The sequence below is a fragment of the Paraburkholderia lebeckiae genome (assembly GCF_050436325.1).
Lineage (GTDB): Bacteria > Pseudomonadota > Gammaproteobacteria > Burkholderiales > Burkholderiaceae > Paraburkholderia > Paraburkholderia tuberum.
In genome coordinates this window covers 537989-564082 of sequence record NZ_JBNDLZ010000001.1, presented here as the reverse complement: position 1 = coordinate 564082, position 26094 = coordinate 537989, and the positions used below count along the sequence as shown (strand labels likewise).

The 26094-nt window shown below is 58.7% G+C and carries 14 protein-coding genes and 2 pseudogenes; 9 read left to right on the top strand and 7 right to left on the bottom strand.

Going from position 1 to position 26094, the window contains the following annotated elements:
• Nucleotides 1-284 precede the first annotated feature (284 nt).
• Entirely contained in the window at nt 285-1670 is a 1386-nt protein-coding gene (locus OKW44_RS02750) for a hypothetical protein (RefSeq protein WP_026225808.1), read from the top strand.
• A gap of 160 nt (nt 1671-1830) precedes the next feature.
• Here OKW44_RS02750 and rpoD read toward each other — a convergent pair whose 3' ends face one another.
• Nucleotides 1831-3726, bottom strand: a complete 1896-nt coding sequence (rpoD, locus tag OKW44_RS02745; RefSeq protein ID WP_018420512.1) for an RNA polymerase sigma factor RpoD — start codon at nt 3724-3726, stop codon at nt 1831-1833.
• Between the two features lie 764 nt (nt 3727-4490).
• On the opposite strand from rpoD, the pseudogene OKW44_RS02740 reads away from it, so the two are divergent.
• The 6 genes and pseudogenes from OKW44_RS02740 to OKW44_RS02720 all read left to right on the top strand — a co-directional run bounded on the left by OKW44_RS02740 (nt 4491) and on the right by OKW44_RS02720 (nt 10752).
• Nucleotides 4491-5516 (top strand): annotated as a pseudogene (locus tag OKW44_RS02740) (IS110 family RNA-guided transposase).
• Nucleotides 5517-5961: 445 nt separating this feature from the next.
• Nucleotides 5962-6555 carry a hypothetical protein gene (locus tag OKW44_RS02735; RefSeq protein WP_162633955.1) on the top strand — a complete coding sequence of 198 codons (594 nt, stop codon included), beginning with the start codon at nt 5962-5964 and terminating at the stop codon, nt 6553-6555.
• A 558-nt stretch (nt 6556-7113) separates the two neighbouring features.
• The gene (locus tag OKW44_RS02730; protein WP_026225810.1) at nt 7114-7749 is read left to right on the top strand and encodes a hypothetical protein; all 636 of its coding nucleotides are present in this window, start codon (nt 7114-7116) and stop codon (nt 7747-7749) included.
• On the top strand, nt 7746-8117 hold the full coding sequence (locus OKW44_RS36970; protein WP_503125012.1) for a hypothetical protein: 372 nt from the start codon (nt 7746-7748) through the stop codon (nt 8115-8117). The genes OKW44_RS02730 and OKW44_RS36970 overlap by 4 nt, the downstream gene beginning before the upstream one ends.
• A gap of 121 nt (nt 8118-8238) precedes the next feature.
• Complete coding sequence (locus tag OKW44_RS02725; RefSeq protein ID WP_503125013.1) at nt 8239-9747, top strand: TnsB C-terminal domain-containing protein; 1509 nt, start codon at nt 8239-8241, stop codon at nt 9745-9747.
• 28 nt (nt 9748-9775) lie between these two features.
• A pseudogene (locus OKW44_RS02720) lies at nt 9776-10752 on the top strand (AAA family ATPase).
• 1903 nt (nt 10753-12655) lie between these two features.
• Here OKW44_RS02720 and OKW44_RS02715 read toward each other — a convergent pair.
• From OKW44_RS02715 to OKW44_RS02705, 3 genes are all read right to left on the bottom strand, one after another.
• Nucleotides 12656-12880 carry a hypothetical protein gene (locus OKW44_RS02715; protein ID WP_018420519.1) on the bottom strand — a complete coding sequence of 75 codons (225 nt, stop codon included), beginning with the start codon at nt 12878-12880 and terminating at the stop codon, nt 12656-12658.
• Between the two features lie 1076 nt (nt 12881-13956).
• Nucleotides 13957-14937, bottom strand: a complete 981-nt coding sequence (locus OKW44_RS02710) for a ParB/RepB/Spo0J family partition protein (protein ID WP_018420521.1) — start codon at nt 14935-14937, stop codon at nt 13957-13959.
• Entirely contained in the window at nt 14934-16145 is a 1212-nt protein-coding gene (locus OKW44_RS02705; RefSeq protein ID WP_018420522.1) for a ParA family protein, read from the bottom strand. The genes OKW44_RS02710 and OKW44_RS02705 overlap by 4 nt, the downstream gene beginning before the upstream one ends.
• 667 nt (nt 16146-16812) lie before the next feature.
• Here OKW44_RS02705 and OKW44_RS02700 point away from each other — a divergent pair.
• The gene (locus tag OKW44_RS02700) at nt 16813-18231 is read left to right on the top strand and encodes a replication initiation protein (protein WP_026225812.1); all 1419 of its coding nucleotides are present in this window, start codon (nt 16813-16815) and stop codon (nt 18229-18231) included.
• Between the two features lie 960 nt (nt 18232-19191).
• Entirely contained in the window at nt 19192-19926 is a 735-nt protein-coding gene (locus tag OKW44_RS02695; protein WP_018420524.1) for a hypothetical protein, read from the top strand.
• Between the two features lie 732 nt (nt 19927-20658).
• Here OKW44_RS02695 and OKW44_RS02690 read toward each other — a convergent pair.
• The 3 genes from OKW44_RS02690 to OKW44_RS02680 form a co-directional block, all read right to left on the bottom strand.
• A complete protein-coding gene (locus tag OKW44_RS02690) occupies nt 20659-22740 on the bottom strand; it encodes an AAA family ATPase (protein WP_018420525.1) in 2082 nt (693 codons plus the stop codon).
• A 1443-nt stretch (nt 22741-24183) separates the two neighbouring features.
• Nucleotides 24184-24423 carry a hypothetical protein gene (locus OKW44_RS02685; RefSeq protein ID WP_162633956.1) on the bottom strand — a complete coding sequence of 80 codons (240 nt, stop codon included), beginning with the start codon at nt 24421-24423 and terminating at the stop codon, nt 24184-24186.
• 772 nt (nt 24424-25195) lie between these two features.
• Nucleotides 25196-25567, bottom strand: coding sequence for an HVO_A0114 family putative DNA-binding protein (locus OKW44_RS02680; RefSeq protein WP_084754062.1), 372 nt, complete (start codon nt 25565-25567; stop codon nt 25196-25198).
• Nucleotides 25568-26094 lie beyond the last annotated feature (527 nt).

Below are 26094 nucleotides of genomic sequence, written 5' to 3'. Positions count from 1 at the left end.
AGGCCATCCAGGACCTCAAGGTGTGCGGTATGCACGCTGCAACGATACCTGCACACTCGGCCGGGGTCGTAAACCGGCAGAGGCCCGTGTTCTTCCGGGACAGTTCGACGCGATCCTTGCGGCGTGAGCAAACTGGCCCATATGCGAACGCTGACGCGGTATCGCGCTGGGGCTTCGGCTCACGCGTACATTTCCGCCCAGCAGAGCTGACGCAGCAAATGCCAATATGGCCTCCTTTATAATTCAAAAGTCGGAACACCAATGATCGCATGGAGCCCTACTTTATGAGTCAACCCCGCGGACGAGATGCGGGATCTCGGGACAGCGGCCAGCGCCAACCTCGTCACGTGAAGAAATCTCAGTCCAACCGGCAGAGACAACCGTACGTGAATGCACCTGCTCGAGACTCCGCCCAGACTGCCTCCATTTTCAAAACCCGATCGTTCCAGTTCCTGATCGATAGGGTGGGTGCAGAGAATATCGCCCTGGGACTTGGATCGAACATGGCGCGAGTGGCCGAACTGACGAGGGGCGAGAGGTTCACGCCTGAGACCGCCTTTCACATGGAAACCACGCTTGGGTTGCCTCACGGTTTCTTTGACCAGCCCAATCCTGCGCTCGCGGCCGAAACCATTGCCCGCCTGAAATCACCGCTCGACTTCGTTCAAACAGACGACGAACCGGAAGCAGTGTCGGAAACACCCATGCCCGCTTCCGCCCTGAACGGCGGCCAGCAGTCATTTCTTAAAGATAGTTTGTCCGAGGAAGCGCAAATGCCGAAGAAAGCAACTGGCGGGTCGCCCAGAGCTGTCAGGAATAGTCGAAGCCAGATGGCCGAACCGCATACCGCTCATGCGCCGCGAAAAGGATTGCCCTCGAAACGCAGGACATCTCCTGGAACAACCCAACAGCAAGCGCTGGCATTAGACGACAGGGCCGCGGTAGAGAACATTCGACGCGCTAACCTCCACATTCTCACGGGTCGCAACGGATCGAAAGCAAAACTTGGTGTAGTCATGGCGATGAGCGGATCCAACATGGCCCATCGGCTATATGGCAAGAAACGCATGGACGATGTCGAAGCCAACCGCTTCACCGAGCGACTGGGTTTGCCAACTGGCTGGCTGGACACGCCGCGCTCCGAAGCTGACATTCCAGAGTCGGTGTCGCGTCTGCTTACGCCTGCTTCGCGCGGTCGTGCATCCGTTGAACAGCATGAGCCGCTCGCGGCCGCGACGAAGGATGGCGTGCCAGTGAACCCCGCAGAAGTGAAGGCGCACACTGGGCGCGTGCGGGCGGCGGGCCGGACCGGTGCGGACAGCTTCTCTCCTGTTTCGGCGGATGTCGCCGGAGCGAAAGAAACGATCGTCGTCAGCCCACAGGGTCATGTCAGTGCTGCCCCCGACGAGCCTGCGGGTGGCTCGCCAGAAGAAAGTGATAGCGAACTCCCGGCAGCGACACCCGCAACCCCTGAGTCGCTCCCGGCCGCCGCACCACCGCAGCGCAGTCCGGCGCTGCTCTCCTTCGCTTCCGTGACCAGCCTGGATAATCTTCACGGTATCGAACCGATCGCGGAAGCCTTGATCAAGACGCTGGCAGGTAAGGCACGCACGGGTCGACTGGACGAACTGAAGGCGCTGGAACTTTTGCAGCAGGCCGTCCTGTTGTGAGTCGGTAGCGTGCCACGACCCATTGTGCAATGACGCATGAAGCGCATCGAGGTAACCCGGCCCCGGTGCGCGCCAGGAATCGTCCTGTTCCTGATCGACGGTCGACTGCGGATCCCGTCCTTAATGACAGCGCAACGCGCCGACGGCCCCGGCCCGTGGCTCAATGGTCGAGAAATTGCCGTAGCTTGCCGGCTCGACCCGGGTGCATCAGTTTTCGCATCGCCTTGCTTTCGATCTGCCGGATCCGTTCGCGCGTCAGGTCAAATTGTTTACCGAGTTCCTCAAGCGTATGGTCGGACGTGGTATCGATTCCAAAACGCATCCGTAGCACCTTCGCTTCACGGGGCGACAGCGCATCGAGCGCCTCATCGATCGCGGCGCGCAGGTTCGCATGCACGGCCGCGTCCGCGGGCGATGCCGCCATTGGATCTTCGATCATATCGCCAAGCGTCGCGTCGGCGTCCTCCCCCACGGGCGTCTCGAGCGACACCGGTTGTCTGGCGATCTTCAACATGCCGCGAATCTTCTCTTCCGGCAGTTCCATGCGCTGCGCAAGCGCCGCAGGATCAGCCTCGCGTCCGGTCTGCTGCAGGATCTCGCGCGAGATCCGGTTGAGCTTGTTAATTGACTCGATCATATGCACGGGCACGCGAATCGTGCGCGCCTGATCGGCAAGCGAACGCGTGACGGCTTGCCGCACCCACCACGTTGCATAGGTCGAAAACTTCCAGCCGCGTCGATATTCGAATTTGTCGACGGCCTTCATCAAGCCGATATTGCCTTCCTGAATCAGATCCAGAAAATGCATGCCGCGGTTCACGTACTTTTTCGCGATGGAGATCACCAGGCGCAGGTTGGCCTCAATCATCGCGCGCTTCGCTTCCCGCATTTTCGACTCAGCCGCCATCATCTGCCGGTTGATCTTCTTCAGCTGTTGCAGCGGCAGTACCACGTTCGCTTCGATATCGATCAGCTTCTGCTGTTCGGCCTGGATCGCAGGCAGACTGCGTCCGAGCGCGGCGCCGTACTGACGCGACCCCGCCGCCATCCTTTCGGTCCACCCGAGATCGGTTTCGTGCCCCGGAAACGACTCAACGAACTTCTCGCGCGGCATCCCGCACCGGTCAACGGCAATCTGTAAAATGCGCCGCTCGACCGCTCGCACCTGTGCGACCTGTCGCTGCACGTCGGCGCACAGCCGGTCGATGGTTCGCGCCGTGAAGCGGATGGGCGCCATCTCGCGTCGGATCGCTTCACACACGCGTGCGAAGCTTGCGTGGCCCTTGCCTTGCGCGGCGTCGGCATGCGGGATCTGATCGAACAACTCGCGCACTCGCGCAAATATCGCGAGACTGTCGCTCGTGAGCTGTTTCAGACGCGCCTCGTTCGCCTTCGCCGAATCCCCCTCCCCGATCTCACTGTCCTCATCTCCCTGCTCGTCGTCGCCATCGGCGGTATCCGCGTCAACATCCGGTGTCTCAGCCGGGTCCGACACTGACAGCTCGGCCGCTGGAATGTCTTCATTGAGACCGTCGACCAGCTCGTCGATGCGCAGTTCACCGGTCCCGATCTGCTCTACACTCGAAAGGATCGTGGAGACAGTCGCCGGGCAGGCGGCAATCGCCTGGATCATTTCGTGAAGACCATCTTCGATGCGCTTCGCAATCTCAACCTCGCCCGCGCGAGTCAACAATCCGGTCGCGCCCATTTCACGCATGTACATACGCACGGGATCGGTCGTGCGCCCGAATTCAGAATCGACGGTGGAAAGCGCGACTTCCGCTTCCTCGTCGGCCTGGTCGTCCGACACGGCTGCCGGCGCGGCGTCGTTCAGGAATAACGTCTCCGCGTCGGGCGCCTGTTCGTAGACCGCTACGCCCATGTCATTGAAGGTGCTGACAATGGTCTCGATGGCAACGGTCTGCGCGAAGTTGTCCGGCAGGTGATCATTGATTTCGGCGTGAGTCAGGTAGCCGCGCTCTTTTCCTAACTGGATGAGCGCGCGCATCTGACGCTGCCGCTCTTCGTCCTGCAACACCGTGGACACTGCGTCCATCGGTAGCACGGCTGCGGCGGCCCTGGCCTTCGATGCGCGCCGAGCCGAAACATTCGGTGCGGATGCGGCTGTTTCCGGTCCGGAATCTTCCCGATCAAAAGTTGCCATACATTCTCCTTGGACAGGTTTGCCCGCGAAAGCGAGACCCGGCAGCCAGCGCACGGCGGCCGGCGAGGCGCACACGTTCACGGAGGCAGGCGGCCACCCGTTGTAGGATCGCAGCGAGCAAGAGACGCGGCCTGCCGACAGGAGCGGGCCGGTTGAAATAGAGCACAAGAAAAACCACTGCCTAAAATTATAGCACCAGTTGCTGCAGTGCACCACTGAAGCGCACTTTGCCGGCCCGGGATACTTTCTGCCCAAGCAGGCCTTGTCAGGCGCTCGTCGCGCTATGGGCGGGGGCAGCGAATTGTCCTCGCGGCTGCCGGTTCTCCGCTTCGAATTGCCTGTTCCGCCGATCGGCTACCTTCGCCCGCAGTACTGCCGCAAGCCGAGCCCGCGGCGAACGTCGCGTCGACGCGAAGCCGTTCTTTCGAAAGTTGGGCTCCTACGTGGGTTGCCGCCGTGTCGCAACGGCAAACGTCGACGAGACCGTGCAAAAGTTGGGGAGGTTGTTCTTTCAACTCCCGTTCTGCGGCCGTGGAAAAAATTAATGTCGTCAACCCGGAACCAGGGAGTCGCGGTGACTGGAGTCCTTTCAGAATAACCCGTTCCGCTATGCCAGAGTGTCGTTATTGCCAACACTTGAGGGGCGAGAAACCATCATGGATACCACGACCTACGGGCTGGACATCGCGAAGCGGGTTTTCCAGATGTATTGGGTAGAACCCGAAACCGGCGAGATCATGAACCGGCGTTTTAGCAGACAACAGCTCATCGAGTTTCTCGGCCAGCGGGTGGCGGGACGCGTAGCCCTTGAGGCATGCGGAAGCGCTCACTGGTGGGCGCGCAAGATAGCAGCGCTGGGTCATGAAGTCATTCTGCTGCATGCCAAGTTCATTCGTCCATTCGTTCAAAACAACAAGACTGACGCAGCGGATGCTCGAGCGATATGCGTCGCCGCGCAACAACCAGGCATGCGGTTTGTGGCACCAAAGACGGCGGATCAGCAGGCAACCCTGGCGTTGCATCGTCTACGCTCATTGCTGGTCAAGTCTCGCACCATGCAAGTCAATCAGCTACGCGGTCTGCTGTACGAATTTGGTGTAGTGCTCATTGCGGGCCGCATCGCTGGCCTGGCAGATGTCCGCGAGCGTCTTCATGAGGTTGAACAGGCGGTTCCGGGCACGCTATTTGACGCTTAACGCGATCAGCTCCAGCTCATCGATCGAATCGACGGCGATATCAAAAAACTGGAGAAGCAGTTGGCTACCTGGCAAAGACAAGAGTCGGCATGCCAAAAAATAGCGTCCATTCCCGGTATCGGCCCTTTGACGGCCACCGCCTTGGTCGCGACAATTGGCAACCCCGCTGCTTTCAAATCAGGACGTGAACTGGCAGCATACCTCGGACTCGTTCCAAGGCAGACCGGTACCGGTGGCAAGGTCCGGTTGGGCGGCATAAGTAAGCAAGGCGACAACTATATACGGACGCTGTTGATTCACGGGGCACGCGCCGTTTTGTTTAAAAGCAAGAACAAGGGACTCTGGTGCGATCAACTATTGCTGAGGCGGCCCGTAAATGTGGCGACAGTAGCGTTGGCAAACAAAATGGCACGAACTGCGTGGGCGTTGCTCGCTCACGATCAAACGTATCAGCAGGACTATGCGACCATGCGACAGGCTGCCTAGCGTAGCAAAACAGCGAGTCGCAAGTACGCTGGAAGGTTGCGAAGGTAAATAACGACGTGATGGCAAGATAGGTTGGACCGCAAGAACATAAGCCTGATTGACGCTGAGCGCTTCGAGCGCGCTGGATAGTAGAGGCCGTTCTTGGCGCATTCCATCAGGGCGCGCAGCATCGCGCTGCAGACGCCGGATATAAGCCTGCAGCCAAACCCTAGTCGAGCGTCGCAGTGTTATTTCCTTGCAAGCCGGGCGGCGTTCATATAAGCGTCAAGCAGGAAGTCCGGCCGCCCAGGCGACAACTACTATGCCGCCGGGGGCAGCCCGGACCAAAAAAAGTGGCGCCTCCACCTAACGTTCGTCGTGGCGTGACCGTTAGCCTAGTTGTGGCCATCACCTTGCGTGACAACCCTTGTCAACCTGACGCCGTATAGATATTATTTTTATAACAATGAACCTGAGAGAACTGCAGCCACAGAAACGCACCGTCCCGGTCGACGGACTAGTCGAAGAATCTCGATCGGTCAGTTGCGTTTCACCCTCGTGGCTGGCGTGCTATCCACCGTTTCAAGACGCGCTGCAAGGCGGGGAGACCAACTTTCGAGCGCTGCCTCATTTCGCCAAGCTTTCCGTATTAAAGCGAACAGCCAGCAACACAGAGGCACGAGCCGTTCTCACATCGGTGACGATCAGCGATGTTCGCGCTGCTTACGTTGAACTGAGCACGACTTGTGTGGTCGAAGCAGTAGAGAGCTACCTCTCGGTCGGCATGCACAGCGAAAATCTGCAGAGCTTCCGATCGACAATTCTTGACACTGTCGCTGCGCAGTTTCCACACGCGACAGTTCCCCAGGTTGCCAGACCGCCCTGCTTGCTCAGTCCGGGCAAAGGCATCTTCCTTGACGGCTGGCAGCGCTTCTTCGCCTATTTGTCCCGCGAGGACAAGACCATACCGCTGCTTGCAGTTGATTGGCCCGTTTTGTATGAGCGCCTTGCTGGCAATCTGCCCGAAGACGGCAAGGCAGCGACGAACTCGCCACGCTGACGTGTTCGCTGCCTCGACCCTCAAAAAAATCTTATCCAGCCCTAAGTTCGCTGCCGGACGGTCGTTACCACACAAACGAGCGTGCGTGTTCTCGCCCGCATTGATATGTTTTTTATACCGTTTAGAAAAGCGCCCGTCTCAGTGACATCGTCCTGAGCAGATCAGCAAAGAAGAAAAGCCGGCATGAAATCAACAGGGAACCATCCGATCTGAGTTAAATCATCGTTCAAAGCAGGCAGGACAATTAGTCAATTAGGATAACAAATTATGAAAGCTTCTTTTCGCAAAGCTCAGATCGCACGTTTGACTTTTTGCGCAGTTGCTGCTGCAACGCTCGCCGCGTGCGGTGGTGGCGGCGGTTCCAATTCGCCGTCAGCAAGCGTAGGACGTAAAGAATCTGTCACCGGTTCGCGCCAGTAACCGCGGGCCAGAACGCTCGCGAGTTGACACTTTTATTGCCCTTCGAATCGGCATAAAAGTGTCAACTCGCATATGTCCGTATTAAATTTGCCAACTCGCCTCCTACACTTCGAATCCCGTCGGTAGGAGGCTGGTCTCGTGGCGGATACCCTTCACGCGACCAGGTCGGTTGCACTTGGCCGTCCACGCGGCGCACACCGATTCGAAGCCTTCAGCCCCAAGCTCGCGCGCCGCGTCATGTTCTATCGTCGTGCGTTGCTTGAACAATGGTTACTGCTCGAGGCGAACCCGAAGGTGATCAACTTCTGCGAGCGACCGGGCTATGTGCTGATCAACGGAAAGCGTCACCTCACCGATTTCTGGATGCGCTACGTTGATCGCGATGAACTGGTTGTACTAAGCGAACTGCTTTCGGGATCGGATGTAGACGCGTCACGCGCGGAGGTTGACGCTGGCACCGCAGCGATCCGGTTTGTCGCATCGGCTGAACTCGCCGCGGCGCGTGCGTGGACGGACAACTGGCAGCGCATCCTCCCCTACCTTGTCGCGAACCGGGCCCTCGTACCCGCAACGTTACCACCGGCCATCATGCAATTCGTGGAGGAGCCACGGCGACTGCTCGATATCGAGCGCGAGTTCCTGACCAATGACCCGGTGATTGTTCGCGCTGCCTTGTTCAGCTTGCTCCACAGCGGTCGTGTCAGCGCGTCGGCACTTCAGACGCAACCGCTGTCGCTGCTCACCTCTTTCGTAGCGCTGGAGGCGTCATCATGAGTCGCCGCAAGCCGGAGTTGCAGACGATCGATGTCGCCGCATGGCCCACTGTCGCCCATACCGAACTCGACGAACCGGTCCGCCCCAAGTTCGAGGCACGGCGGCAGACCATCCTGCGCTACATCGCTGGCGAACCGATCAGGATCATCGAGGAAACGACACGCTTCAATCGCCGGCAGTTGTACCGGTGGCTTGAGCGCGCCCAGACCACCCACGCTGACGGCCGCCCCTTCGGCTCCGGGCACTTATCCCCTACGTGCGCATCGCGGAATATGCGCGAGTGCATGATGTGCAGGTGCGCGGCGAGCGCGGCAGCCGCGGTGCCGCCGGTGCGCTCGCGCATCTGCTTGAACGCCACCCGACGTTGACAGGGTGGCTGCTGCTTCCGGTAAAGCAACGCAAGGTATGGCTTGAGCAGATCCATACTGACGGGCATCTGCGCACGCGGCTGCGCGGTCTGCAGTCTCTACACGACAATTTCCTGCGCCAATGCCGCTCAGTCGGGTTGACGGCGGCCGGCTACCCGCTGAACACAGCCGACCATGCGATCCGCTCGCTTTCACGACGGGTAAAGGCGGAGATGCTGCGAACTTCGGCTCGGCTGCACGCTCCGCGGGCGCCACGCATCTCAAAGGCCTGCCGCGCGTTGACGACGACACCGGTGCACCCCCAGCGGTCCGGCCATATCAGGCCGTCGAGTTCGACGGTCACCGGCTGGACGTCCGTCTCAAGGTGGTCGTGCGCGATCCGCTAGGTTTCTCGCACGAATCCGAGATGGAAAGAGTATGGCTGCTGGTGATCATCGACGTTTGCACGCGTGCCGTGCTCGGCTATCACATTGCACTGGCAAGGGAGTACAGCCGCTACGACGTCATCAAGACCATCGAGAATGCACTGACGCCGCATCGCCCGCGAACGTTCACCATACCAGGCCTCGGGTACGGACCACACGACGGCTTTCCGTCAGCGAACATGCCTGAACTGGGCTACGTGACCTGGGAGTGGATCAGGCTCGATAGCGCGAAGGCCAATCTCGCCGACGAAACGATGAGGGCGTTGTGCGAATTTGTCGGCTGCCTCGCTGATGCCGGCCCGAAACACAGCCCGGACGAGCGGCCCTATATCGAACGCTTCTTCGGCACGATAGTCAGTCGGCTGTCTTCACGTCTGCCAGGATACACCGGTTCTCACATACGCGATCTTCGCCGGGCGCTCTCGGATCCCAAAGGCGATCTGCGTCTCTACGTCTCCCTGGATGAACTGGCGGAGCTCGTTGAGTACGCCATCTCACGCTACAACGGCACGCCGCACCGGGGACTCAACAACGCGACTCCACTGGAAGCGATGGAGTACTTCGGGCGGGGCAGGGAAACGATGCTCGTCTGGCTCGCCGAACATCAGCGCCGGACCCTTTGCCTGATGCAGTCGGCACGGCCGTGTCGCGTTCGGGCCTACCTGCAACAGGGCGTGCGTCCGCACATCAACCTGTATGGCGTGCGCTGCACCAACCGTGTCCTTGCAACAGGCACGCACCTCATCGGTCAGCATCTGCTGATTTACATGAACGCCGACGACCGGCGCTCCGTGCGCGCTTTCCTCGCTGCCGGCATGGAGCTGGGCGTACTCGAGGCACAAGGCGCGTGGCGTGTGGTGCCACATAACCTGAAACTGCGTCAGCAGATCCTCGGGCAACCGGCTCGGCGGCGACGCGACGCTAACCTCGCTCCCAACCCGATTGAAGCCTACGTCGACGAGAAAATGAGGCAGGCGAAGAGCACCCGCAAAGCTGCGACGGAGCTAGCTCATGCGACGCGCCTGCTCGGATCGGCACCGACTTTTCGCACTCCCGTCGGTCCGCCCCGCCTTCCCGGGACAAACACCGTCACGCCGGGCACATCATCAGGCATGGATGCGCAAGCGACCACGGTCAACGAACTTAAGCCACGCATCGCGGTTCGCCCGAGAAAGCTTTCGATTGGCACCGGTCAGGTGTTTTAACTCCGCTGTTCAAACTGCGAGGTGTGTCATGTCGCTTCAGATTCCGCGTCCGGTCGATCCGTCGCTGCATCCACTTGTCACCGGCAACTATCGTCTTGCGACCCCGGCGATCGAGGCATTCTATGAGCTCTCACGCGCTGCCTGCGCTACCGCATCATGGGCGCGCTCATCTATGGGCCATCGCGCGTTGGTAAAACGCGGGCCATCGAGTACGTTCGACTCCTTCTTGCGCGTCAGTTTCCGAAGATAACGACCTACCACGCTCAGTGCGAGCACAAACCGCGGCATGCGGAAGGACCCTTCTTTGCGAATCTGCTGGAGGCAGTGGGCGATCACGCGCCGAACGCCGGTACCAGCTCGGCCAAACGCTCCCGCCTGTCGCTCCGTATTCGCGAGGCAGCCGCACGATCTGGAAGCAGCGCCGTGCTCCTGTTCTGCGACGAAGCTCAACGGTACAACGAGAACGAATATGAATGGCTCCGCGACGTGCACGATGTACCTGATCGCCAGCAGATCAAGCTCTTTACCTTCCTCGTCGGGCAGGAGGAACTGCTCGCGCAGAAAACTGCGTTACAGGTCGCAGGCAAGACGCAAATCGTTGCACGCCTCGTGGTTGACGAACTCGCGTTCTATGGTATCCGCCATGCCCAGGATGTCGCCACGTGCCTGAATGGTTACGATCAGACTGCATATCCGGAGGGCACACCCTGGAGCTTCCCACGCTTTTACGTACCCGAAGCGTTTGACGCGGGCTATCGTCTGGTCTGCGATGCCCGTCAGCTGTGGCAGGCTTTCGAGGCGGCGCATCATAAGGCGAGCTTGCCCGGCAGCCTTGAGATCCCGATGGAGTCGTTCTCACGCGCCGTCGAGATCGTGCTCAAGGAAAGCGAGATCAAGGATGGTCCCGGCTACGGCCCAGAGCCGACCTTGTGGACGCACGCCGTTCATCACTGCGGCTATATCCAGTCCCGTGATGCCACCGGACGCGTGCTCGCAACGGCGTAATCGGAAAGCGCTCAGGACACCGCGCTTTCCGATTCTCACGTTCGATGAATGGCAAATCAGGCTCGCGCTGGGCAGCGACTTCAACATCGCATGGTTGATGCCGGGTGAGTCCCTCGTCTCGACCCTGTGGAAGTTCGCCTGCGCCAACGCACAGCCGGGGATGTGCTCCTTCGCCTGATGAGTCCCGATGTTGATCCGCGTGAAGGCGTCGCACCACGGCGGGACGCTATCGATATTGCGCTCCTGCTCCACCTGGTGCGGCTACCCAGAAAGGTATTGGATGCATCGATGATCGATCCGGCTGTGCATGAACGGTATCGCACGGTCTTCCGGTATTGCCGGCAGTGCGCGGCCCACGGCTACCACAGTGTGTTGCATCAGCTTGAGAAAGAAGATCACTGTCCGGCGCATCGACAACCACTCCTGACTCGTTGCCCGCAATGTATGCGCGAGAGCCCGTTCATCATTAACAGCAATGCGATCGACGCGCCCTTCCGGTGTGGATGGTGCCGTTCGCACTTCTGCTATGGCCGCCCGTCGATTCTGTCGACAACACCTGCGATGTGCAGGCGAGACCGCCTCGCCATTGGGCGTCGAGTGCATCTACGACTGGGCAGCGAAAACCGCGGCGCGCCGAGCGAGTGATCGTCACCGTTCGTTGACGTCCCCACGGTGGCAAACTGCCCTCTGTTTGCAGAACGGTTCGTGGCGAAGCGATGGAAATGTTTGCGTGGATTGACGGTTAGTTGCGATTTCGACCGCCGACGCGAGTTGACAAGTTTGTTGACGCGGTTGAGACAGGTTTAAAGTCCTACGAGAATCGAACGTCTGTCGCTCCTGAAGAAACAGCCGGGAAGCGTCAGGCAGCAGGCCAATAGGCGTTACAAATTACGTAATGACCACTACGATCGGACGAGGACTAGACCGAAGTCGGCCATGCGACGAGCAAACGTTCACCTTTTGTCGTCCTTCGTTCGGATTTGCCGTGAAACAATTGCTGGAAACTGCAAAAAAGCCCCGAAGGACGGGGCTTTCGAGCAAACGCAAATTGTTGATTGATGTTTCACGGAGCTTCGGCGCCATGCGGTCGTGAAGGCTCGAACGCCTAGTCATAACCTAAGATGGGCGGACGGCAATACCTTAGGTGTGCGAAGTTATGTGCCTTGCCGGGCTCCATGCCAGCTATGTACTAAGCACGACCCCCCAGGTCACGCCGCGTTCGCAATTTTACCGCTCCGAACGGGAAGGGACGCCCTGCGTATCTGGGGCACGTAGGTTGAGTTCTGGGCTGCCAGCGCCTCCTCCCGCCCACGGGATCCCGATGGTCCGCACGGCATCGCTTCCGCTCGGCTGAGGTTTCAGGGACGCAGTGACGCGGGCAGCGGCATCGATGCGCTACGCCTCGTGCGACATTTCGCCGGTTTCTACTTGGCAGAGGGTCCCCATTGCAGCGCTTCTCCACAGCTGCAATGCGGTGTTCTCGGACCGGCATGCTGATCGCGCCGACGACGTCGGTATGATGCACGCATACGCGCTCGTACAAAAGGCACTTCGCCAGCGGTACGCATCTGGCTCGTGCGATGCGCCGGCACGGCGATCAGCCAGCCACCGCTCCAGTCCAGCTTATATTCGAGTTGCGTCGGAACTCGGCTCACCGTTGATCAGGGAATAAAAGTGTTGAGGTCGGTCGCGACCCGAACATTCCTGCCCGATTTCCCAACGCTACGGGAAGCCCACTTCGGCATCCTGCGCTCCTTTAGCTCTTCGATAGACACGAGCCTGTGGTTCTTGTTGACCGTGGCCGAAGTCTTGTGAAGGTAGTCGGGACGCGCATTGGCGATGCGGGCCTGGACGCGCTGGATGAGCGCCTTCTTCTAGTCGCTACCGAACCTGACCTTAGTGTTCAAACTAGGCTAAGCGAGTGCAAGGCGTTCTCGTGTCGCAGGAAACTGTTGAGCGCTGCAAGCTGCGAACCGTCTGCGAGCGTCGCAAAATGGCCCCCCACGTCGATGCCGGTGGTCGACTTCTTCCGCGGAATAGGCTTCTTAGCCTCGCACAGTGTCTGGATGGAGATTAACAATCCGCCGGCCGAGTGGCTGACCGTGGCGTTGCGCAGTTCGCCCGGCACGACGCGGCTGTTGCGGTCTGATCGAGCCTGATCCGCTGTGGACCAGGGCAGCGAAACCCGTCGTGCTGCCGCGCTTCATGGACTGCAGCAAGGCCCCGCGTCTGTCGGGGAAGTTGCCCTAGAGCCCAATTGAGATCCTTCAACTCCTCCGGCAATGGTGCTCCGGCGCATCCTTGAGGCGAGGTATGCACATTACAGGAGCCAGTTCGACCACACCGCCGTGGCGCTGGGTAGACTGGTGCTGACGGTGCTCATCGCTTTCTTTGCGAACGTAGCCTGCCGTGGCTTCCCGGGAGGATTCCCGCGGAGATTGACGCTGGAGGCCAGCGTGGGGCGCTCACAGTCGACCACGGCATCGAAGATCTGCTGTACGTCTGCGATTGCATCTTTGTTCGCGGGCGGCGTCTCCCAGTTCTCCAACGCCACCATTGGAATTCCGCTCTTCACGATCCGCGCTAAACGCTGCTGGCGCTGACCGCAGGTTGCACCATTCAGACAAGCGAGGTCGTGCTCTGCTGTTCTCTGCCCGCGTCACCACGGCCGACCTATCGCGGCCGCTGCGTGTCCAGATATGGACACTTTTTTGGGTGATTTGGATCTTGGGGAAGACAAGACAATCCGGCATCCGCAAGCAAGCCGGCTTACATGGTCGTGAGCCGCGCAGACCGGTAAATCCCTGACGAGACGTTCATTCCGTCTGCTCTGCCAAGAGGCGCCGCGTGTTACGTCTTAAGGCCGCACGCGCGTCATTTCCGCTTGGGCTTCCCGTTTGACGGTGTCCAGATCTGGACAGCCACAAGACGGTTGTTACAGCGTCGACGAAATCCTATCTGGAAAGTTACGAGACGTCACCCAAAGCGCTCGGAGTAGTCGCACGTCCGAGGGAGTGGCCTCGGTAGCGGTATCGAAACCTATGTGCTCGGGGCATGCATCGGGGAGGCGCGCAGGGACGTTCAAGGTGTTCAGTGAATCACTCACGGTCAGAAATTGTCCAAATCTGGACACTTCTAACGGGCGCTCCCGGCGCGCACTGCCGCGACCAAAAAACCCGCCGGGAAGGCGGGTCGCATGGTCATTCACTCGGGGCGTATGGAGAACATCTTTCCGATGTACTCCCGGAGTTCGTGCTCCTGCTCTTCGGTCACGACGCCTGCTTTGAATTTGAACGTAAGGCCCTTGACATCTTTGGTGATGCTACCGGCTTGAACCTTCCCGGCGAAGATTTTCAGGATACTCCGATCTCCGGCATCCGCTGTGGGCGCGCCCCGGATGACAGCCGCGTTTATTGCCGCGGCGACTTTGGTCTGAACCAGCTCACCGGAGACCACTCCTGGCCAGAGTTCCTCCAATGCCTTGATCGCGGCGTCACCACCTTTCTTCACCGCGAGAGCAATCTCGTGGGCAGTTGCGGCACTCAGGACCGAAGGCTTCAGATCAAGGTCATTCTTTACGAAGTCGGGCAGGTCGTCGAACGACAGGAACCGATACAGGTCACTGCGCGATACTCCTATCACCTTGGCTAGCCGAGTCCGATTCGGAAACTCCGATTCGGCACGACGAACGGCGATCGCAATTTCGTAGTCTGACAGATCGTCGCGCGTGACGTTTTCCATCAACGCCAGCGCGGCCATGTCCTCGTCCGTGCACTCGATGACCACCGCGCGAATTGCTTCCTTGTTGAGCAGCTTGTGGGCACGCCAGCGGCGCTCGCCAGCCACCAGCTCAAACGTATCGCCGGCCCTGCGGACCACCACCGCCTGCAACAGACCAGCCTCCGCAATTGAGCGCGCCAGTTCTGCTAGCTTGTCCTCATTGAACTGCCGCCGAGGCTGCCACGGATTTGGAACAATGTTGCCAAGCGCAATCTCCGTCTCGACGCCCTGTCTCTCGAGCTCCTGAACCCGCAGTTGGGCGGCCGCCAAGGACGCGGTAATACCCGGCATCGTTTGGGAGACACGCGCGCTCCGGTCCTTTTCCTTTTTCTCGCCCTTGAAGTCACCCGGTGTGGGCAGGTTGGCCGTCTTGGCCATCAACTGCTCGCGAATATTGCCACTCATGCTGCCTCCTTCCAGGTCTTGACGAACATGTCGTCGAGCCATTTCGCGTATTGCACCATCGGCTGCTTGACGCGTTGAAGTGACTTCGCGGTCGAATGCGAGCTGACGACATCGAGCGCGGTCGAGAACGACAGGGCGCCGCCGCTCATCACCGAGCTGGCCGGAATTTCAAACGGGTCAAGCCAGCGACCGTAGGCTGTCTGCGCCCATTGCCGCACGACCGGCGCCGACGATGTTTTCCCGTAGTCCACCTTCGACAACAGGATGGAGATGAACTCGTAGACCTTGTCCTCTTCATAGGGCAGGAAGTCTTCAGCCACGTCCGAAAACAGACGCCAGAATGCCAAGGAGCTGATGAAGTCCAGGTTCTCGGGAATCATGGGCATCACCAGCGCATCGGCAGCGAGCAGCGCATTCAGATTCATGTAGGACAACGATGGCGACGTGTCAATCAAGATGTAGTCATACTGCGACCGCAGCGGTTCAAGCCCTTGGCGCAATACCGACCAGAACCGATAACCCTGAATCGTCTTCTGGCGCGCCGGGAGAAGGAATTCCGCGCCATATAGAAACGTGTGCCCCGGAATGATGTCGAGTCCATCCCAGTACGTCGACTGGACTTTGGCACCAAGGCCACCCTCCACTTTTTGGTCGTAGATGTACGGCAGGACCGTGTCGTCGCCGGTGATTTCCTTTTCAGCATAGAGACCGCACAGCTCAGACGCAGACGCCTGCGGGTCAAGGTCAATCAGCAGGACCTTTCGACCTAGCAGCGTCAAGGCTTGGGCTAGACACACCGTGGTGGTCGTCTTTGCCGACCCCCCCTTAAGCTGCGCCGTCGTAAGCACTTTTCCACGGAAGGTTCCATCCGCCCCGCCCACACCCGTCTGGTAAATATCCGACGCCATCCTGACCCAGGTGCGCACTTCAGCTAAGGTGAAGGTCCGGCTGCGGCCGGTGCCATTGAGGGTTCCAGCGGGAAGCCCTGAATCGTCCTTCGTCACCAGATACTGAATCTGCTGCCGGGACAAACTGCACATCTCGGCTAGCTCACTAATCGTATAAACAGGCGCGACCTTGCGCGGCCGCGGCGCTAGGATCTGTTCCCGAAGATTGTCCGTGAAGGGCTCGAGATTATTAGCAAAATCTGCTACTTCACGAAGCGTTACTTTCCTGCTTTCCAACGGTAGGGTGGCTACGGCATCCATTCTGCGCTTCTCCTTGGTCTTGACCACGAAGCGCAGAATACACGATTCCGCGTAAACAAGGATGTGATTAGTGGCAAATTCTAGCTCTCAGATCGGAAAACCCCGTAAGTAATTGATTTTCTGTTGTTTTACCCTGAGCGGTGGCGCTCGCTCATTTGAGCGACGAACGACCGAGAATGGATCCCTCAAATGCAAAGGCAGCGGATTATGCACAAAAACCGCCCCAGAGACTGTTTTTGTGGGACCCCGCATATGGCCCGAAAAACTCAATATTTTCAATAAGTTAAAGGGTGCGGCAACGGAAGGAAGCGCCGCTTTTCCTGATTCCTGCACGCTGTTTGTCTGGTTTTTGTAAACATAAACCCACAAACTCACATACAGTGATCAAAAAATCGTTTTATTTCAACGAAATTCGCTGTGGACAGGGACGGTTATTAGGCGCCTAGGGACGGTTTTTGTGCGCGAGAGGGCGCAAATTGGGACGCATCAGCTGCTAGTTGGGGCCCCCGGGATGGAAATTGGGCGACCGGGTTGGTTATTGTGCTGGGTCGGCTGCGGCCAGGTGGGCACTTTTGTGCTGGATTGCCTTCCGCAGACAGGGGCGGTTTTTGTGTTGACAGGCGTCAACCGGCTGATACAGTGCCGGGAATCTTGGTCGGTCCAACGAATGGAAAATCAGATCCTTCCTGCTACCCCGTATCAGCTTGCCTTGGACATCTACGACGACATGTCGGGCAAAGACACGCCGATACATCGCGCAGACCAGGACATTGGTTTTCTGCGCAACAACATCTTCACACGCGTACGAGGCCTTGGCATCGCTGCTCGGCGCGTGCTCGATGCCGCGTACTACATCGTCGCCAGCAAAGCGCCCGAGGACCTGGTCGACGATAAGGTCTACACATTCTCCGCGGACATCAACTTCTTCAAATTCCTGATGAAGTATGACAGTCGCAATCACAGTCATCTCGTCGCGCAGATGCGGGCGGCGGCCCAGGCCCGCATGGAAATTATGACGGCGCCGTCCATCGAGGAGCTGACGGAAAAAGATTCTTGGGGGACCATTGGCCTGCTGGGTGACTGCTATATCGAACGCAACGTTGTTTGCATCTTGCTATCGGGACGTGTGATCCGGTATCTCATCAGCCCGTATAAAGCACACTGGTTAAGCCTCCGCGCCGCGGCCAAGCTCACGCTTTCCCTTGCGCGCGCGATCTACGACCGGCTTATCCCCTGCGAAGGCAACGGGGTAACAGAGTGGTTCCCCTACGAAGACGTACTGGAGTGGCCCGGGAAAGTGGGGGAGTCGCGCAAGGATCTCAAAGAGTTCAAGAAACACTTCTTGGGGCCCGCCATCGAACAGCTGAACAGCGAATCCGATTTTGACGTTAGCTGGGAGCCAAACGCCGAACGCGTTCCGGCCGACAAGCTGCGGATTCGGTTCCGCTTTCGCAAGAAGCAGGGCGCTGACGCCGCGCGCGCCGGTATCTCGGACGACACATACCTCCTGCTTCTCAACGACTTTGCATTCGACCCGCCAGATTTTGAACGGCTGGCAGCGAACCGGCACACATGGACGAACGAGCGCCTCGAGCAGGCACTCGAGTACACCCGGCACCAGCTCATCCGGGGCAAGATCACGAGCAGCCCGAAGGGGTACTTGTTTAAAGCACTCCAAGGCAATTACCGGATCGGCGAAGCGGACCGGCAAATGATCGCGATCCAAACCAGACAGCGAGAGGCCGATCGCGCCGAAGCTCGCACCCGGGACGCAACGGAAGCGACGCTGAAGGCCACGCTCCAAGCTCAGGCTGACCAAGCCACCGCAAAGCGAAATGAAGAAATTCTGGCTGGCCGCGAATTCTTCGAAGCTGCCGAGGGTGCAGTGCGCAAGGAGATGTTTCAGTCTTTCATTAGCCAACTGCTTCAGCAGCGGCTCATGACCCGCTTGGGAGTCGCTCGCGAGACCCTCACTCCCGATAACATTCTGACGGTGAATCGCGTGGTCGCCGACGCTTTTGGTTCACATGTCTTCGCTAAGATGAGGAAAGCAATGGCAGCGAGCCGGCTGGCATCCGCCCGGTAGCCACGCTCTTCCTCCATCACGCAGCAGCTTCGGAGTTTCGCCCTGTCGAGCCGCCGGTAACCCCGCTGCCAGAATTTGAGCCTCACTACGATGTCGCGCTTGACCCGAGGCTCGCCAGTAATTCGGCACTAGGCCCGGCAAGCTAGGCATTTGCGCTGTTGCGGGTTTTAACCTGCTATGTTAAACTTCCATCAGCCGTTCACTCGGCATGCACATTAGTGCCCACACAACCGATCTCCGCGAGTCAATCTTGGCTCGTTGTGGATGTCGGATCGTATCGGGCACATGTCAAAATGCTCAGTCATGTAAGTTGGGCATCTCAGTTTCCGCAACCGGTAGGTCGATGTTCGCGAGGCCGCCGCGGGATCATTATCGTGCGATGTACTGCGTTCCGCATCGAGCTTGGAGCATCCAAAGCTCGGTGTACACGAACCCTTAGGCTCAAACGTGCTTTACTCAAACCTCGTGCTTGAACTGCGCGGTCGGTGTGGTGTATTGCAATTTTGCGAAGAGAGTCTGTCCGTTCAGCGTATCGGCGCCCCTTTATAAATCAAATAAGCCCTCCGCTCACCTACTAGTGGAGTTGATCGGCCGCGCCCGACGAATCACTGCAAGTACTCGCCGCCTCGTGGCGGGCATCTAGGTGAAGTACTTCGCTACCCGAACAATGTGGCATTTTCTGACATCGTCCGATTGCGCAACCAGGAGACGCTCTTTGATCGTGGCATATCGGGTAACGCCTAGCCCGCAGCGCCGAGATGGCGCGAATGAACTACGGAAAATAAGACACATAGATTCTCTGTCGATTGCTGCAGTTTCGGCTGCGCGAACCAACGAAGACTTGAGGGAAACGGCGAACGGTGATTGATCGCTTGCCTTTTCCCGCGTGTGTTCGCTGGAAAGCACGCCTCAGCGTGTCGCATCCGACACGGGCCGTCCAGCTTCGAAAAGGAGACCCTAATGCGTCTACGCCCCTCGACGTGTTCACCCGAAAAACAGACACTCAATCTTCGAACGTCCGGCAAGTCTTCGAAGCCACATCGAGATGCAAGCCCGCTGACCGAAACTGAAAAGCTCTTCGCGCAGAAGCTCGGATTGCGATTTGACGTAGAACCGGAGTGGCTCGTCGACGTAAAAGCGCGCGAAGCGATGCTAAGACGCGACGCGCCGAAGCTGGATGACCAGTCGCTACACCGAAGAGCAACCTTCGACGCGGAAAACATTCGTCGGGCTCAACGCTATCGTCGGCTTCTCAAGAAGCTTTCCATCTTCAGTTATGGCCGCGATACTGATTGGGGTCATCTCTGTTTCGAGCTTGTTGGTGACGTCGACGGCGGAGCTTCAATTGTCCTGACGTTCTGCCCCGTCGTACTAGCGCAAAATACTACTCTGCAGAACGCGGTTTTCGATGTAGTTAAGCAGAAATTGCGCACCCTTCAGGGGGATGCCTGTGAAGAATTTCTCGCCATCATTTCGGCGGAGTATCCGGGCGAAGAGAACATCGTGGTGGAGAAGGGGGAAGCGTTTCATGAAGCGCTCAGGATCCACGTGCATAGTCAGGCGGCCGACGAGGCGGCTTGCGACCGTATCGCCACCAATCTCGCCGCAATGTGGGATGCACTTGACCTAGATCGTCGCTTTTCACAGTTCATCGCGCATAACGTCGCCGTGCGCAGCAAACTCGCTCGACGTTAAGGGCGTTCATAGATCAACTCAGCGTGGCGATCATTAAGTCAAACCAATGAGTGCACGCACCGGGTCCCCTGCATTGCGACTCGGTGCGTGAAACGTGAGCTGAAGGCTAGGTCCGCACGTTTGATAAGGAGGAGTAGAAATGAAACGACAGCCCCTGCATGACCTGGTTGACGAGCTTGTGTTCTGCTTGAGCTTGCGCGAGGTCCTGCGAGCGTCGCCGATATGACAGCTCACAACGGCGATTGCATCGTCGACCGATGTCACGACACCGAGCGTCTTCCATTCCGAGTCCCGACGCATGCGACGATTCTGAATCGTCGTATGCGTCGGGATAGCGGGTGTCGTGGGAGGTCCGCTTCCCTGCACAACAGTGTTGGTGGCCTATCGGCTTAACGATATGCCGTCCATGTTCGACCGCCATCACAGGCGCGTGGTAACCTTGATACGGGCGGTCACTTTCTTTAGGATCGGATAGTCAGAGGTCTTCAGGTCGCTGACGCGTTCAGTTGATTTTGTCCTGCACAATCCGCTTGCTCTCACCCGTTGCCTTAATGACTTTTTGACTGAACGTGCGGCATCGGCGAAACGGATGAAGGGCAACGCCCCACGTGACAATAACCATGCACATGAGGTCTTCGCGGTCGTGCAATTTGCGCAGCCGGAGCGTACGCACGTCGATACTTTGGCTTCCCCAAAATCTCTGTGGACCGGACTCTTTCAAGATGCGTGTCTTCAGATAAATATTGCTCGCGCACCTTGTACCACGTCTGAGGCGCGGAAATCAGTGGTACGTTCGTGCATCCGCCGCAGCGCCGCGATGGTGATCGCCTTGCGCAGGAGCGCGTCCGCGTCAGCGATAGTCCGGCCGGCCAGAAGCCTGATCATCTCTACAACGGCACCAGGGTCCACTTTCCAGGTTCCCTGGAGTTTGCTGGCGATGATGTTTCGTATGTACGCTGCCATCGCCTTGTCCGAAGGGACATCGAAATGGATCTCGTCGTCGAAGCGACCACTGCGCATTGCCGCCGCGTCAAACCGTTCGTAGTGGTTGGTTGCAGCGACGAAAAGCACATCAGGCGTTTTCCCCGCAGCGCCATCGAGCGTGTCGAGGATTTTTTCGGTCGCCATTCCATGTCCAGTATGTCGTCGATCCTGCAGGATCCCATCCGCCTCGTCGATAAAGACCACACAAGGACGGATATCGCACGCTTCACGGTATAGCCTGTCCCAGGCGCGTGAATCCGCAATGATGTCCGCACCTGTGATTTTGAGGAATGCCCAGTCGCTCGCTTTGGCGAGAGACATCGCAGCCTGCGTTTTGCCTGAACCGGGCGGCCCGACAAAAATGACGCCGCGCGGGAGCGTCGAGCCGAGTTTTTCCAGGTTTTCGATTTCACGCATGCGGTAAGCAAGATCACGTAGTACGTTGCGGGATGCATCGGGCATGATGATCGCTGGGATATCCTTGACGTCCTCGGGCAGTCGTCCCTTGCGTCCCTGGAGCAGACGCATCGCCTTCATACCGATCTCAAACGTCACGGGTCCCGTGAATTGCGCATCGCGATGCATTTCACGCAGTTGCCCTGCCAGCGCCGTCATGCGTGCAGCGCTAAACCCTTCCCACCGGCGCGCGAGCGCAGTGATCGGTTCGATCTCTGCAAAATCCTCACCCAGTTCCTCGGTAATCGAGCGCGCCAGAAGCGCAATGCGGCAAGCGAGATCAGGCGCCGGCAATTCGACTTTGAAGTCGAAGCGACCGTCGCGTGTGCCAGAGCTGTCCACCTGATCGAGGAAGTTTGTTGCTGCGACGAGGATTACTTTCGAGCCGCGCACTCCGACGCTCTCGGCGAGCAGGACATTGGTAAGGTCACGGTCCATCGGGTGCCCGTTGCCGTCGCGTGGCTTGATGAAGGAGTCTATCTCGTCGATGAAAAGCACACAGTTTCCGATCCGTCGTGCCTCGGTGAAAACTGCCTTGACCTTCTCAGGGGTTTCGTTGATCCACTTGGACGCCGTATCCCCGTAGCTGATCGAAAGAAAGGGAACATTGAGCTCGCCCGCCAACCCCTCAGCGAAGAACGTCTTGCCGTTACCCGGGTCGCCGAACAGCAGGATGCCGTTCCTGTGTGTTTTCGGAGTGCCAAGAATCTGTCGCGCTGCGCCGAGCAGTCGTGCCTTGGTGGCCTGCATCCCAACGACAGCAGAAAAGTTATGGCGCGGGTTCCGCACATTCTCGCTGAAATCCCAGGTGGGGATGGTCATCTGCTCAGCCCGTACTGCACGCGGCTCCTGCATCGGGGCGGCTTGCGGCGAGGGCACGGGGATAACTGCGACTTGCTCTGCTACGGCCGGCTTTGTGGACGGTGCCGCCACCCTTGCGCGTTTCTCTGGTGACCGCTTTTGACCTGTTACCTGCGGTGCAGCTTGCGGGGTGATTTTCATTTCCAGCGGTATGAAGACGCGGGTACCTTCGACAACGATCCTTGCAGGCGCCCGTTGCTGATGCAAACGCCAGAGATTGAAGGTCGCGACCGCAACGGATGATATGGCGGCGACACTCCACACCGTGAAAGTGAGCGTAACGAGCGTCATGCCGATGGTGAGGACGATGAATGCTGTCCAGGTCCAGCCACGCACTTCCCGGTCTGGAATCCAGATGAGCAAAGCTGCAACCAGCGTTGCGGCGTAAAGAGCAGGGATGTGCAAAGGTTCATGCCCAAGCAACGCGTGCCATTCGTGATGCAGGAAAGCGAGAAATGCGAGAACAAGGGCGACACGCGAAATTGCGAGAAGAACAGATCGTGAGTTTCTCATTTCAATTTACAGGGAGAAGGTTCCGGCCGACGATCGTTGTCGTCCGGGTGATTCCAGTTCAGTGTGGGCCCCGTTCTTCACGATGCAAGTCGACCGCGGGAACGGGACGCCAGGCGCGTGGCTTAGCGGACTGCTTCGTGGCGCCGGAAACAGACAGGTACGCGAACCCGCCTGCGCCTGATGCGACGTCTCTTGAACCGGCAAACCGGGACACGCTTTCTCCGGATTTCACGTCGGCGGACATAGCGCAGTGTCGAAATCCGTCGTGGCAGATCAGCCCCGAGACGGGCGAGCCACAGCTGGAGAACCTCGACGGGAACCTCGTCTGGTACATAGAACGTCATCCGTCGGCTCGAAATGCGAGTCACGGGACTTCCGGTCTGCCTGGAAGTGAAACGGTGAATCCTCATGTCGACTCCTGAAAGGGGTTAGCCATTGATTCGACGATGCAAAGAGATCACTTTCTGTCGCGATGGCGTATCCATCTGACCAGCCTGATGAGAGGATCGACGACGTCGAGAAAAAAGCCACGGGCCTCATCGACGGTGATTTTCCAGATTCTGTTTCGTCTATTCATTGATTTGGATTCCTATTGATAAAGTTGAATCGACAGCGGCTGTGATGGCGATCGCATCAGCGGGTGACGGAGAGACTTAACCTGCCAAACCGCGTCGTTGGTTTGTCACAGACGTCGGTGACCAGCGTTCGTGACGGTTTCAGCTTCTCACGGAACTTTCAGAGCGCAAGTCGCATCAGGCGCAACAAGCGCACGCGTAAAGGGAAGAAGGTGGCCACGCGGGTAACAGACGGTCAACGACGCGCAACTCGAACTTCTTGCGTTGCGTCCGTGAAACCATCGTGCTTCAGGAATAGCCGTGTGGGGACGTCCGTGCCAGGAACTGGTCGGACGGGCTGCGGAGGACCCAGTGCAGCCGGTAGCGAACTCGTCAGAGGAAGGCGCGGAAGGCCTCCTCAACTATGTGATCGAAAGTTGAATCGTAGGCAAGCGATGAGCGTAGCGCCTGACACAGAGGCTTGAATCGTCCGCAGCGTCTCGACGCTGCGTTTCCTGACCCATGGTTGGATGCGGTCCATCGACAAGGGCTGTCGACGAAACGCTGCCAGATTTCCGGAGAATTCCCAGACATCGACTGCGTACTGTGCAATCCGCGATGTGCCAATGCTGGTTGGTTGAACCGGGCCGAAGCGCGCCGACAGTGTCGGCTCGCATGCGAGCGGGAAGGGATCGTTCCTGAAAAGGCAGACCTGGTCGGGCTCTGGTCTGCCAACGGCGTCGAATGGCACGTAGCTAACACGATTCGCATATTCGATCGCCCTGGCTTTGGTGGAAGGAAGGCGTCGTGATAGACGTCTGTTGCCGCTGCGCACCTGCGAGCACCGCCCAGATGTACCCGAAGCAGGAGGGGAGTTTTCTTTGTTCCGCTATTCCTTCTTCGTTTCAGATTTGCTTCCCCAATCATGCCCGGAGTCGTCCGTCACTTCATTCCCTCTTGCGTCGACCTTGCGGAGCGGGCCGGCGAGTACAGTCACGTTCTCGGGGAACGGCACGGTAGCAGGTCGCAAGGCCTGTTCACGTGTGAGGAGGGCGAACCGTCGCAGACGAGCCCGAAGCTCGTCGGACGTTTCGCGAGGCAGCGGATCGGGACGTTTTCTTCTCGTCATTTGTGCGGCTCCTGTTGAGAATTCTCGCGCGGGTTCTGATTTGCGCGTCTTTCCCTGATCTGGCAATGCGGATGGCGCAGTACGGGCCCGTTGATTTGAATCGTATGCCGGTGCCGCTTGCGAGGCAAGACGCTGCAAATTCCAGCCGTCAACATCGGCGAGGGTGGGGCGGCGCGCCGCCCACGCCGTCCCCGTGTTGACCTCACAGTTGCTGAGCAGGTGGCAAGTCCGTCGCTAGTCGCGAGATCCATTGAGCACCGGCGCACCGGAGTGCGGATGTGCGAGACAATCAACAGAATTCGAGCAGCGACGTCGCGTTTCCGGTCGCTGCGGAGGCGCTACGCGAACTGATGGCGCAGTTCAACAGCGACGATTGAAGCAAACGAAACCCTCCATTGCGCTTCATGCGGGCCGTTGCCGTACCCCCCGAACGATCAATGTTTGCGCGATTGCGGCGGTTAACTTCCGATGTTTCATGGCGATACATCCATCAGTTCGATCGTGAGCGCTACCCAAGGCAAGCCTCCATGCCTTAATGTTGCCCGTTGCCTTGCTACAGGCGTACCGCTGGTGCGCCGCCGGGAAATGGCGGACGGGATGATGCAGTGCAGGGACCGTAGGAATCGTGTCCGGTCGGCGCGTTTCGACAATACACGCGTCGAAGACATTCCTCGCTTCGAAACCGAAATGGCCGTAGCTTAAATTGCCAACAGCCTCATCAGTCTGGCGACGGCGGCGCAGTGCCGACGGCCTGCCGATACAAGCCATCCGGTCAAGGCGTTACATGAAGATCCACCCGAACCGCTTTCGCACGAACGATCGCGTGGTCTCCAGCAGCAGCATCCGGCAAGCTTTCCACAGACAGGAGCCCGGCGTCCCGCAGCGCATCGACGTCGCGCTCTACAGAAGCGAGGTTACGATGCAAACGCGCTGCAATTGCTGCGATCGAAGCCGATTCTGTATTCACTGCACGAAATACCGCCATTCTCGCTCGCGTCAGAAGCGCCAGAACTTCCTCCACATCTTCAAATGTGACGCTGCAGATTTCCGGAATCGGCTCGCGGCGATCGGCAGTTAGTGCGATGCGTCTGCCTGCCGCAAAGAAATCCTCCGGCGTCCCGAGACCGATATGTAATCGTTTCATGACTTGTTTCCCAGTTGCGTCGTTGTGAAGGCCGCAATTCCGTCAAGGAAGGCTCCTGGTAGCGTCTTGAACCCGGCGTTGCTCGCTGCTCGCGGACTGCCCAATCGCGAGGTGAGCGACGCCCGCGAATACCCGCCGACCGAAGCGCGCTACCACAATGCACATCGAAAGCGGTCGAGGCACTCACGCAGGGCCCTGGAAAATGTTCTGCCTGCCCGCCGATGCAATCCTATGTCGACATTGTAGTGCTTGATGCTCCGCGATCATTGCCGAGAGAGCTGATCGTCTCGCCTCGCCCCCGTAACCCACGCGTCAGCATTTGCGTCATGCGCATTGTTGGCCAGCCTCGTCTTCCACCAATCCCCGTTCGCCCAGATGGTCCCCCAACTCGCGGGGGACGGTCCGCGGCTCACCGCTCACTGGACGCGTTCTTCTGAACTGCAGGTCGACATGCCTGCATGCCGCAGCAGACCGAACGGCGAAAGCAGCCCAAATCGATCCGCATGTTCGCGTCGCTGAACGGAACT